The organism is Bifidobacterium sp. ESL1133, from assembly GCF_058107325.1.
This window is the reverse complement of record NZ_JBYLUI010000005.1, coordinates 186,647-198,622: the sequence shown is the minus strand read 5'-3', so window position 1 is coordinate 198,622 and position 11,976 is coordinate 186,647. Positions and strand designations below refer to the sequence as shown.

Here is an 11,976-nt window from a genome sequence, read left to right as displayed (position 1 = left end):
CGGGAGGGGCCGGACAGGTAACGCGCGCCCGATTATCTCGCGTATCAGCGTCCTTCTCGTACGTCCCAGCGGAACATTTTGAACGCTACAAATATTGAGGCAGCCAACCAGACGGCGCAAACACCCAACCCCGGGGCAACCAGCACGTTCAGTCCCTGATTCGTGCCCGGCGCCATACCATCGGCTTGCATTGTGGCATGAACAAAATCCTCACCAAGCCACATGGAGCGCATGGCATCAGCTAGATACCCGACTGGGAACAACTGGCTAATCGTACGCAACGATGAGGGGATAAGCCAAGACGGCGTAAACACACCTGAGAGGAACATGAGGATGAGGGCAGGCACCAGCAGCATCATCTGCGAGGAATCTGCGGATGGAATGAAGGACGAGTAAGCTACGCCAATAACGACGCATAGCAGCGCACCGGCGACCCCCACCAATACGGCGCCCGGAAGATTCGCTGGTGCTTTAAGGCCAAGGAAAAGCATAGCTGCCAGCAGCAAGATGGCCTCGCATACCAACGCCACCACCAAACCCGAGAGCGCATACCCCAGCAGCACCGCACTGTCAGATTGTCCCCTCAGCCTGATGCGCTTCAGCAAGCCAGAGTCCCGCTGCGAGGTGATGTCGCCAGCTACCTTGATAAACCCTCCCATGAGGACAACGTAAGCTGTCAACCCCACAATCATCCAATCCCGAAACGGGACTTGAGCACCGCCAGCGAGCGGCAGCTTTTCGTCCTTGTATGCCATTCCAAAGAGGAGCGCCAGCACTACAGGGAAAGCTAAAGTGAAGAAAACGGACTTGGAATTGCGCAGAAAACTTAGAGTCTGCAAATGAAATTGAGGTAATACGGTGGTGTTCATTGAAGATTGTCCTTTGCGCCTGAAACTGCACGGTTGCCTGCTACCTGGTCGGATTCGGTCACAGTGTCCGCTACTTCGACTAATGATGCATAAGCCATCTTCAGCGACGGCGGCTCTACACGAACGTCGTTGATGACCCACTGCTGTTCAAAACTGGCGCGGTATATGGCTGCCAGATCACGGGCCGGGTCTTGCGCCTGCCATTCCAAGCGGTGCTGGCGATAGGTCACATCACTGTCAGCTGGCAATATCCGCTCGATATCCTGCAGTACCTCAGACGCCGCTGACACAGCGCTCAACCTTGGAGCAGGAACAGACACGGCCAGTTCCTCAGCAGTACCCGTAGCCGTAATATGGCCGTGATTGATCACTCTGATGGAATCGGATAGTGCTTCGACCTCATCTAGATAATGCGTTGTGAGCAATATGGTAGAACCCTGATCGCGCTGTTGACGGATGATGTCCCAGACATTCTCCCTAGAGATGGGGTCCAAACCAGTGGTGGGCTCATCGAGAACAATCAGCCGCGGATTGCCGTACAGCGCCATTGCAATGTCGACTCTACGACTTTCGCCGCCCGACAAGGAGCTGAGCGGACGGTCCATCAAGTAGACCAAATTGACCCTCTTGGCAATGTCCAGCACGTCATCCTTAGACATGGCAGGAATATAGCGTTTCCAACTGAACAGGATATCCTTGACCTTCATTCCAGTAGGAAACCCTGCACTTTGCAGAACGATACCGATTTGAGGGCGCAACTCTTTGGCCTGGGTTATAGGATCAAGACCGAGGGTGCGAATCTGGCCGCCGGCAACTTTCCTAGCGCCAATGAGCGCATCAACAAACGTAGATTTGCCAGCTCCATTAGGCCCCAGCAGCCCGATAATCTGACCGGGTTCAGCGGTAAACGATAAGTCATTGAGCGCCGCGAAATCACCGTACTTTACGGTGACATGCTCAGCACTGATGGCATAATCAGTCACGATAGCGGCCTTTCGATGGTGTGTGTTCTCTGATTGCTGACCACAGATGTTCCCGGAACGAACAGGTACTGATACATGACAGACTCGTCTCGCTCACACCGGATTTGGACATCGGATGCAGGCATTCCAGTAGTCTGCCACTCACAGAAAATTCATAAGCAAAGACCAGTTACCAATGATGAACACCAGAACGCCTCCACCAATAAGCACTACCCTGCGTACAATTTTCTGTTTTCGCGCTTTCCGATAGGCCAAATCCCTGAGTTCTTCTTCTGTTTCTGCCATAAATGCCACTCACTCAACAGAAGCGTTGTACTGTTTTATTGGATATTTCTGCCATGGTTTCCCCAGTGGTAGTTGGATACAGCTTCTTACTATGCGTATTAAAACAGCGAACGCAAGTTTTATAATACACTGTAAATCCATTTACGTCAACTTGACTAATGCATCATATGCAACCCTTACAGATAGCGCTCTTACAGGCTCTAAACGGAAGTGGAGACCAAATTTGTTTGCTCAGTAATGCACAACTTATGGATTCAGAACAGGAAAACGTTGAAATTCCAACAAAAATTTCTTTGACAGTAGTTTGCACACTGTACGGAAATTGCTCTTGCACAGAGCGGTGCAGTGAGCGCTCCAACCCTTCTTCACTTCATGCCATAACACAAAGCAGCATTCCCTTAGCAGGAATGAAACCGCAGGATATCAACAATTTTCAGCAGTTTCTCTTGCATACCTGAGACGTCTGAACAGTTCAAGTCAACACCAGCCAACCTCATCCATGCCGCTCATCAACTTTTGCACCTCAATTTCTTTGACTTTTGTTTGCCGCTTTTGTCCAGAAAAGTGGCAAAACGTTGAAATTCCAACAAAAATTTCTTTGACAGTAGTTTGCATACTGTATACTGAAGTCATGCCTGAAGACTTAAGCGCGCTGATACGGAATTTAAGCCAATTAACCAGCGAAACAGAAACAGTCGAGTTCAAAGACTCTTACAACGAGCCGGAGATGATCGGCCGCGATATATCAGCCTTGGCAAATTCAGCAGCGCTGCACAACGAACAATGCGGATACATGGTGTGGGGTATCGACGATACCACCCACAACATCATAGGAACAAACTTCAACCCGTACACCGCCAAGGGACAAGGCAAAAGGGGCAAAGCAAGCAGGAACTTCTACTCTGTCTCGAACAGACGCTCTCAAAAAATGCCGATTTCAGGTTCTATAAAGTCAATCTAGAAGGCACCAGTGTTTACCTCTTACGTGTCATGCCTGCTAGTAGATACCCAGTTTCCTTTAACGGGCACGCATACATCCGGAATGGTAGCTCTACCCACTCACTGCCGCAGGGCTCGGAAAAGCTGGAATAATCATCCATGAAGATAGTGGACAATATTCCATCACCAATCTTGGTGCACTTCTTTTCGCAAATCGTCTTTCGGATTTTAACGACCTACGCACTAAAGCTCTTCGAATTGTTAAATATGAAGAAGACAGCAAAGCCAGCGAAGCTAGGCTGCTAACCTTCGATAAAGGATATGCCGACTTTGACGCCATGGTCGATTACGTCATAGCATTGCTTCCTGAGCGAGAAACCATCAATAAAGCACTGCGTACAACCGTGCAAGGGTATCCAGTTCTCACACTACGCGAGTTAATTGCCAATATGCTGATTCATCAAGACTTTTCAATCAAGGGCACCGGACCAATGCTTGAAATTTTCCCTAACCGCATAGTCATGACCAATCCCGGCACATCTTTAATACCCGTCTCCGGATTAGTCAATGACCCCTCAAAATCACGAAACCCCGAACTTGCACACTTATCACGTAGACTGGGACTTTGCGAAGAAGCCGGCACCGGCTGGGACAAGATTATTACGGCATGTGAACTCTCACAACTCCCATCGCCACAGATACGAGAGATTACAGATGGATCCCCATCAATCGAAGTGCAAATACGTACATATATGCCTTTCAAAAATCTCAGCGTCCAAGAAAAACGGGCAGCTTGCTACTGGCATGCCTGCTTAAGGTACGTAGACGGCAAACAGCTCACCAATGCTTCCTTACGCACTAGATTTGGACTAGATACAAGTAGTAGTTCACAAATTTCACGTCTCATCAAAGATTGCGTAAGAGCGAACTTAATCCGTCCATTCGAAAAAGACGCGGCTTCAAAATCAATGCGATACATACCAAATTGGGCTTGATAAATTGGCGCCAGTAACGAACAATTTAGGGCTTGCAGACGGAGAAACATTGGAATACCAACGGGAATTTGGTTGCCGGCAGGTTGCGTATGAGCCAAGCATCTTATTCTATTCGCAGTATATGCATTAATTGTCAATATTAAAGGATATTGTGAGATGTAGCACGGGATTTGCGGTCGGAAGTTATGCTGCAGATGCCACAAGCACATAAACGAAGACGCATAAACGAATAACCATCAGCATCGCAGCAAAGGACGCAACCATGAGCATGTCCCCCACCCCGGCGAACCGCGCCGCACACACTGGCGCAAAGTCCGCACGCACCCGCCTGGTGGCCGGCATCGCCGCGGCGGCCACCCTGCTCGCCACGTTCGCAGCGGGATCAGCCGCATTCGCCGGCAACACCACCTCGCAAACTCAAACCACAGCTAGCTCGGCTCAAAATAGCAACGGAATTACCCCCCCCCCAGCAAACTAGGAACGCTGACCACTGATTCCACCGAACCCGTACTCTCCCGCAGCGCCACAGACCGGTCTGCCATCAGTGCCGATGTCACATTGCTGTGCCATTCCACGTCAGACGGGCGTCTCTGCAACACCGAAGGCACTCCGCTGCCCACCTACCAAACTTTCGAGGCAGATACCGTCCAACGTGGCGGCGCCAAAGGCACCTTCACCGTCAACGACAGCGACCTGGTAACAGGCAACACCATTCTCATCTCAACCATCGCGCAAGACACCACCGATCCAGCCGGCAACAAAGTCACCTTCTTCCAGCACGGCAGCTACATGCCGCTCAACACCGGCAGCGGCACCACCGTCGGCAACCTACATTTTGCAGATACCGCCGCTTGGGGACCAGCTATTGTGCTCGACGTAACCAACACCCTGGGCGGTGTCGGCACCATCACCTTCCAATTTGAAGCGAACCTGCTCTTCCTGCTTAACTATGCCACCTCGGCTTCGGTGATGCACAACATGCCGTTCGATGCCACCTTCACCACCGGTAAAAACCAAGCCGGCGCGGTGCAACATGCCTACACCATCCATTTCAACGCCCCCGCTCCAACCTATGACGCAACCATGCTGGGCGGTGATTATCTGTTCGACTACACCGCAGAAGGCATCCGGCCCTCCGAACAGCTGCGGCATACCCGCATCGCCGACGACACCCAGTTCCTGACATTGCAGAACACCAACGGCGCAGCAGGCGTGCCCGATCAAGGCAGCGATTTCATCAGGTCGTACCATCTGACTGCCGACCAGCCCCTCATGCCAGACAGAGCATGGATGCACCTAGGAACCTTCTACGTTTCCGCGGCAACCCACAAGGTGCAATCCTACCCGAACTCACTGTATGCAGCCGAACCTGAAGTCAACGCCGTCTCTATACCAATAAACAATGCCGGAAACAACCTGACGCTGGCACAAACCCAGCAGTCGGCGCAGGCGCAGAACACCAGCAACGTATCCTTCTCAACGCAAGCCGACGGCAGCTATCTCGTCGTCACATACGTCAAATACACCGAAACAATCCTCACCGACGCGCAAATAGAAGACAGCACCCGCAGCACACTGTACGCAAACGTCGCAGCCAACAGCGTGAACATTGACGCCGATGTGCAAGCCACGCTCGACTACTACCACGGTGTGCTCCACAACAGCGCCACCCACGTCTACCCGTATGCGAACTTCTCGGTGACCGACCCATACAAAGTAGCCCACGCCACCACCCAGCTGCTCGACAACAACAGCGGAACCGTGTTGCAATCAACCACCGACTCAACAGCACAGACCAGCATCGCTTCGTCCGGTCAAACCATGGTGAAATCCCACTACCTCGACATCAACGGACAGTCGATGAGCCAAGTCACCGCGACTGCCGGGAATCCTACTGGTAAGGCGAATTCGGTTACCGGGGAGAAGGGTACTGCTTCCGCTCCTGCCACACCTGCCAATGTGGCTGGCTACCGACCGTTGACCGTTGCTGATTTGGGTTCGCTGACCGCGGCGCAACGGCAAACCATCGCTTCTACCCTCGGGACCACAGACTCCAGTGTTGCAGGACTCACCGCCCTGGCCAACAAGAACAATGGTAAAACCGTATGGGCCACAGGCAATGTGACCGTCCCCTACCCCGGAGAAACCGGCAAAACCTACAACGTTAACGGTGACATCGTCGCAGCCGGAACAGCCGGCAGCAACACCGGCTGGGGCACCACCGACGTCTACTACTTCTACACCCTCGCCACCCAGAAACTCAACGTACACGTCGTGCAAGTACCCTGCTACGCCAATTCTGCAGACGCCACCAGCGGTAAAGACTGCGACGCCACCCCCGGCAACGGAAGCTCCTGGCAACCGTCCGACGGCACCGAAAACACTGGTCTAGGAGAAACGTTCACCGGACTCTCCGGCACCCCTGCCACTAGTACTCTCGCGAAATACACGGTGCAGCTCGGTGGCAAAGACCACCCCGCCAGCCTCAGCGCAGGCCTGCAACAGCTTGCCCCCGGCACCGACAGCAAACGCACCATCAACTTCCAGCTGAACACCACCTACGACATGGACAACAACACCGACCAAGACGAATACATCTACATCCAGGCCAACCCGGAAAAAGACATTACTAAAACCACCACCAGAACCATCCACTACAAACTCAACCACAACACCGTAGACACTCCGCCAGCGGACAACGTGCAGACCATCACCTGGACACAGCATCAGATCCATAACACTGCGTATGACTCGATCGATGGTACTGCCAACTGGAGCAAATACGTGTGGCAGGCCAGCAGCAGCAACACTCCGGCTACTACCATGCCGAAGATCAACAGCCCAGTTATCAACGGCTATATCGCCAAAACCCCAGTCGTCAGTGAAATCACCGGCATCCAACACAACGGCGCCACCGACAACTCATCCACCACGTTCGCTCCAACGGACCCGGCTAACCCGGACACCAGCGACCGCTCTCTGACCGTAACCGTGGTCTACAACAAGACCGTCCAACGCATGCCCTTCACCGGAGGCTCTGGAATCCTACTCGGCACCCTCATCGCCCTAGAACTCCTGGCCATGGCAGCCTTGCTCACCCACCTGCGCAACAAGCGAACCACCAAATAACCCTGACCACCTGACTGCCAAGTAAACGAATAACAAGCAACCCGGTCGGCAACCAATAACCAGAAGGCCCACACTGCATTAAGTGCGGGCCTTCCCCAAACCCGGCACACCAACCCACCAATACCTTACTGCTGCAACACTTTCGGCGCGAGACCTGCCGAGCGATCAACCACGGACTCCTGCCCACAGATCGCCAGCCAGTTCGCGAGGATGCGGTAGCCTGACTCGCTGAGCACCGACTCGGGGTGGAATTGCACCGCATAGAGCGGCAGCGACTCATGCTGCACCGCCTGCACAGTCCCATCATCCGTCGCACGCGCGGTGACACATAACTGAGCAGGCAGCGATTCAGGCTCAATGGCCAAGGAGTGGTATCGAGTCTCGTTGACCGGGTTCGGCACGCCATCGAATAGGCCGCCGTCCTCATGCTCAATCACACTCGTTTTGCCATGCATAATGGTGGGCGCGTGGCTCACGTTGGCACCATACACTTCTGCGAGCGCTTGCAGCCCCAGGCACACCCCGAGCATGGGAGTACCGGTTTGCGCGCATGAACGAATGGCGTCTTTGCTCACGCCCGACTCTGCTGGAGTACCCGGACCTGGGGAGATAAGCACGCCATCATAGTCGGCGAGCGCCTCGGGACTCACTTGCGCAGCGTCCACATCGTTGCGAACCACCGTCACTTCAGCACCCAGAGTGTGCAGATATCCCACAATGGTGTAGACAAATGAGTCGTAATTGTCGACCGCCAAAATCCGTGCGTGTTCCACTGCCATCTCCGCTCTGCTGTTGAACTGTCTGCTGGTTCTATCCTACCGGTTATGGCCGTCCGTCGGCCGCAGCGCCCAGTTTGTGGTCATGCCATTCGTTGCATTCACGTCATTCGTGGTATTCGCCTATTCGCTGCAGACCATCATGCCTGGCGACCAAGCCAGCAGCAGCGTCAAGATTCCTCGTTCAACGAGATATACCAGCAACAAATCCGCTGCGGCAAAGACCGCTCATATCGTGCGCCCCGCCAAGTCGCGCAGCAGCGTGGATCGACGGCATTCACCAAGCTATGCGGTAATTATGCATAGTTTGTCAATATTCCCAAGTATTGTAGCTCACAGTATGTGTCCGCGACGTGGTTTGCGCGGATACCGCAGCATAACCGAATATGATTTCCGCGCATGGCACTGTGCATGATGCCGGCACACGCAGCGGACGGACCGACACCGGAACGAAGGACACGCACCCATGAACATGCTTCACACAGCAGGTCGCCGCCAAGGCGCAACCAGCGGCACAACCAAGTCTGCACGTACGCGCCTCGTGGCCAGCATCGCTGCTGCGGCTACTCTGTTCGCCGCCTTCGGTGCAGGCACCGCCGCATTCGCTGGCAACAGCACCGAGGTTTCATTGCAATCCCAAGCACCAGTTGCAGCAGCTCAAAATAGCAATGAGATTACCCCCCCCCCAGCAAACCTGGCACATTAGGAACTGAACCAGCAGCCTCAATCTCCACACGCGGTGCGCTCATCACCGCCACCAGCCCCAACGTTCGCCTTCTCAAATACAATTCGACAGTTGACCAACCCGCCACCAAGCAGACTCTTGCTGGTAATCAGAACGCTTTATTCGGCGTTGCGGGAACTTTCTCCGTCAATGCGAGCGATTTAGTGGCAGGCAACGAAATTCTCATCGCCCCATTCAACATCACCACTACAGGAACCCCTGACGCAAAAGCGGAGCTGAAGGGTGCCGGTACCAATCTCACCTTGAACGACGCGCAAGGCAACACCGTCGGCACAGTGCTATTCAACACGGACCATGCCCAATGGGGTCACTCTCTGACATTGAAAGTGGCTAAAACATCAACGGGCGCAGGACTGCAAACATTCAGCTTCTCCATTCCATACCGCATCATCTTCAACGGTTGGACGGACAATACCATCCGCGCCAAAATGCCATTTGACAACACTATTCAGATAGGCGTTTACGACTCGGATAAAGGTTTGACCGGAACTCTGGGAACGAGGCGGGATTACCCCTTCCATTTCAACAAGGTTGCCCCCACAAGCGACGCGACCACCATACAAGGCAACTATATATATGAAGAGGCGGGATCAAGCTACTTCCTTGCACGCCCTATGATCTTCAATAACAGCATCACCAACAACACCGTGCTTCAGCAGTTGCAAAGCAGTGGCGGTCAATCAGGATCAGTCGGCGCAAAAGCCGATATCGTCCGCGCGTACAAATTCAACTCAACGCAAGACATAACACCAAGTCAGTTGATGCTCTTTAAGGGAAGCCACTATGTTTCGGCGGCAAGTAACCGCATCCAAACATCAGCCGATCGTGGCGGAACCGTTGCAGGCTGGCCAGACCCCATGCATTGCAATAATTCTATTAGCATGACGGATGCCGGTGATGACGTACCGTGGACGACATTGAAATCCATGGCAGCGGCATCAGCCACCACGGTAGTCTATTACTCACGGCAAGCAGCCACCAACACCAAGAACAGTTACAGCTACCTCGTGGCCGTCAATCTCAAAGCAGAAGATACCGTACTCACCAACGCACAGCTGCAGGCCAACGCCAAGGACAATCTCGCCCTTGCTGCCAGCAACAATCCGACCGGTGACCTGAATGCGACCGTCTACTACTACAATTACGTACTTGCCCGACGAGCCAGTTACTTCTACTTCCAGTTCAGGTTCGATGTTCCCGACCAGTACCGCGGAACCACCAGCTCGATAACAGCGCTTGACGACTCCTCGATGACCTCCAAGTCTGGTACCGAAACCAGCGTGCCTGTCACTGCAGCTGCAGCCGGAGAAACCACAGTCAAGTCGCACTATCTCAATATTGGTTCTGGGCAAGCCATGTCTCCGGTGACGGCGACTGCCGGCAGTCCTACTGGTAAGGCGAATTCGGTTACCGGTGCGAAAGGCACCGCATCAGCAGCAACCACCCCAGCTAACGTGGCCGGTTACCGACCGTTGACCGTTGCTGATTTGGGTTCGCTGACCGCGGCGCAACGGCAAACCATCGCTTCTACCCTCGGGACCACAGACTCCAGTGTTGCAGGACTCACCGCCCTGGCCAACAAGAACAATGGTAAAACCGTATGGGCCACAGGCAATGTGACCGTCCCCTACCCCGGAGAAACCGGCAAAACCTACAACGTTAACGGTGACATCGTCGCAGCCGGAACAGCCGGCAGCAACACCGGCTGGGGCACCACCGACGTCTACTACTTCTACACCCTCGCCACCCAGAAACTCAACGTACACGTCGTGCAAGTACCCTGCTACGCCAATTCTGCAGACGCCACCAGCGGTAAAGACTGCGACGCCACCCCCGGCAACGGAAGCTCCTGGCAACCGTCCGACGGCACCGAAAACACTGGTCTAGGAGAAACGTTCACCGGACTCTCCGGCACCCCTGCCACTAGTACTCTCGCGAAATACACGGTGCAGCTCGGTGGCAAAGACCACCCCGCCAGCCTCAGCGCAGGCCTGCAACAGCTTGCCCCCGGCACCGACAGCAAACGCACCATCAACTTCCAGCTGAACACCACCTACGACATGGACAACAACACCGACCAAGACGAATACATCTACATCCAGGCCAACCCGGAAAAAGACATTACTAAAACCACCACCAGAACCATCCACTACAAACTCAACCACAACACCGTAGACACTCCGCCAGCGGACAACGTGCAGACCATCACCTGGACACAGCATCAGATCCATAACACTGCGTATGACTCGATCGATGGTACTGCCAACTGGAGCAAATACGTGTGGCAGGCCAGCAGCAGCAACACTCCGGCTACTACCATGCCGAAGATCAACAGCCCAGTTATCAACGGCTATATCGCCAAAACCCCAGTCGTCAGTGAAATCACCGGCATCCAACACAACGGCGCCACCGACAACTCATCCACCACGTTCGCTCCAACGGACCCGGCTAACCCGGACACCAGCGACCGCTCTCTGACCGTAACCGTGGTCTACAACAAGACCGTCCAACGCATGCCCTTCACCGGAGGCTCTGGAATCCTACTCGGCGGCATCATCGCCCTAGGACTCCTGGCCGTGGCGGCCATGCTGGTCCGCGTGCGCAACAAGAAAACAGCCACCAAATAACCAGGTGACCAGTAACCCGGTTGGCAACCAATAGCCAGAAGGCCCACACTGTACTAAGTGCGGGCCTTCCCCAAACCCAGCACACCAACCAACAACCATAAGAGAGTGACCTCACACACCCTCAACGCAAGCCCGAAGCGGCTGCACACAACCCAAAGAAGACAGGGCCGGTTCGCACACCACCAGCGCAAGCTCACCCCTTACTCATGCCTTGCCAGTCCTCCTCAACCCCGACACAACAACCAACAAGCAAAACTACACACATGTAGTTCTCCACATCTGTGGACAACGTTGTGGACAAGTTGGGTGTAACCCGGGGATAAGTTGAGGAAAACTCTCTAACTTATCCACAAAGTTATTCACAAGTCCACATTTTGCAGGGATTGTAGACGGTGGATAATGTGGACGAGAGTTTATCCACAATCCACAATATCCACCATCCTCGTTGTGGATAACTCACTTTTCAGCCCCCAAACTCCCTCCCAATTACCGCCACAGCCACACATCACCCAAACTATATGCCCAAGCCACACACTCATGCTTATGCTCGAATCCGATCGCAATCCTGAACCCAAGTCCGCCCCAAAACTACACACTCACACTGCAACAGCAGCATAAACAGTAAGCA

The 11,976-nt window shown here is 53.9% G+C and carries 11 protein-coding genes; 6 read left to right on the top strand and 5 right to left on the bottom strand.

Features of this window, described 5'->3' with window-relative positions:
* Positions 1-44: 44 nt before the first annotated feature.
* The 4 genes from AC3B5A_RS06610 to AC3B5A_RS06595 form a co-directional block, all read right to left on the bottom strand.
* Positions 45-869: an ABC transporter permease gene (locus AC3B5A_RS06610; RefSeq protein WP_489799794.1), complete on the bottom strand. Its 825-nt coding sequence runs from the start codon at positions 867-869 to the stop codon at positions 45-47.
* Positions 866-1,852 (bottom strand): ABC transporter ATP-binding protein, encoded by a 987-nt coding sequence (locus AC3B5A_RS06605; RefSeq protein WP_489799792.1) that lies wholly within the window; start codon positions 1,850-1,852, stop codon positions 866-868. The genes AC3B5A_RS06610 and AC3B5A_RS06605 overlap by 4 nt, the downstream gene beginning before the upstream one ends.
* A 141-nt stretch (positions 1,853-1,993) precedes the next feature.
* On the bottom strand, positions 1,994-2,137 hold the full coding sequence (locus tag AC3B5A_RS06600; protein WP_489760837.1) for a hypothetical protein: 144 nt from the start codon (positions 2,135-2,137) through the stop codon (positions 1,994-1,996).
* A gap of 477 nt (positions 2,138-2,614) precedes the next feature.
* Entirely contained in the window at positions 2,615-2,770 is a 156-nt protein-coding gene (locus tag AC3B5A_RS06595) for a hypothetical protein (RefSeq protein WP_489799790.1), read from the bottom strand.
* Between AC3B5A_RS06595 and AC3B5A_RS06590 the strand changes: the two genes are divergently transcribed.
* From AC3B5A_RS06590 to AC3B5A_RS06575, 4 genes are all read left to right on the top strand, one after another.
* Positions 2,769-3,098, top strand: a complete 330-nt coding sequence (locus AC3B5A_RS06590) for an AlbA family DNA-binding domain-containing protein (protein ID WP_489799788.1) — start codon at positions 2,769-2,771, stop codon at positions 3,096-3,098. The genes AC3B5A_RS06595 and AC3B5A_RS06590 overlap by 2 nt on opposite strands.
* Before the next feature lie 316 nt (positions 3,099-3,414).
* Positions 3,415-4,071, top strand: coding sequence for an ATP-binding protein (locus AC3B5A_RS06585; RefSeq protein WP_489799786.1), 657 nt, complete (start codon positions 3,415-3,417; stop codon positions 4,069-4,071).
* 262 nt (positions 4,072-4,333) lie between these two features.
* Positions 4,334-4,549, top strand: a complete 216-nt coding sequence (locus AC3B5A_RS06580; protein WP_489799784.1) for a hypothetical protein — start codon at positions 4,334-4,336, stop codon at positions 4,547-4,549.
* Positions 4,550-4,629: 80 nt separating this feature from the next.
* Entirely contained in the window at positions 4,630-7,200 is a 2,571-nt protein-coding gene (locus AC3B5A_RS06575; RefSeq protein WP_489799782.1) for a mucin-binding protein, read from the top strand.
* Between the two features lie 125 nt (positions 7,201-7,325).
* Here the strand turns inward: AC3B5A_RS06575 and AC3B5A_RS06570 are convergent, their stop codons facing one another.
* The gene (locus AC3B5A_RS06570; protein WP_489799780.1) at positions 7,326-7,979 is read right to left on the bottom strand and encodes an anthranilate synthase component II; all 654 of its coding nucleotides are present in this window, start codon (positions 7,977-7,979) and stop codon (positions 7,326-7,328) included.
* A gap of 463 nt (positions 7,980-8,442) precedes the next feature.
* On the opposite strand from AC3B5A_RS06570, the gene AC3B5A_RS06565 reads away from it, so the two are divergent.
* The gene (locus tag AC3B5A_RS06565; protein WP_489799778.1) at positions 8,443-8,682 is read left to right on the top strand and encodes a hypothetical protein; all 240 of its coding nucleotides are present in this window, start codon (positions 8,443-8,445) and stop codon (positions 8,680-8,682) included.
* Between the two features lie 182 nt (positions 8,683-8,864).
* Positions 8,865-11,348 (top strand): mucin-binding protein, encoded by a 2,484-nt coding sequence (locus tag AC3B5A_RS06560; protein ID WP_489799776.1) that lies wholly within the window; start codon positions 8,865-8,867, stop codon positions 11,346-11,348.
* Positions 11,349-11,976 lie beyond the last annotated feature (628 nt).

What these genes read in the sequence shown, in the direction of transcription:
- AC3B5A_RS06610 (WP_489799794.1), bottom strand. Translation starts at nt 869, where the DNA reads ATGAACACCACCGTATTACCTCAATTTCATTTGCAGACTCTAAGTTTT.
- AC3B5A_RS06600 (WP_489760837.1), bottom strand. Translation starts at nt 2,137, where the DNA reads ATGGCAGAAACAGAAGAAGAACTCAGGGATTTGGCCTATCGGAAAGCG.
- AC3B5A_RS06590 (WP_489799788.1), top strand. Translation starts at nt 2,769, where the DNA reads ATGCCTGAAGACTTAAGCGCGCTGATACGGAATTTAAGCCAATTAACC.
- AC3B5A_RS06595 (WP_489799790.1), bottom strand. Translation starts at nt 2,770, where the DNA reads ATGACTTCAGTATACAGTATGCAAACTACTGTCAAAGAAATTTTTGTT.
- AC3B5A_RS06585 (WP_489799786.1), top strand. Translation starts at nt 3,415, where the DNA reads ATGGTCGATTACGTCATAGCATTGCTTCCTGAGCGAGAAACCATCAAT.
- AC3B5A_RS06580 (WP_489799784.1), top strand. Translation starts at nt 4,334, where the DNA reads ATGAGCATGTCCCCCACCCCGGCGAACCGCGCCGCACACACTGGCGCA.
- AC3B5A_RS06570 (WP_489799780.1), bottom strand. Translation starts at nt 7,979, where the DNA reads ATGGCAGTGGAACACGCACGGATTTTGGCGGTCGACAATTACGACTCA.
- AC3B5A_RS06565 (WP_489799778.1), top strand. Translation starts at nt 8,443, where the DNA reads ATGAACATGCTTCACACAGCAGGTCGCCGCCAAGGCGCAACCAGCGGC.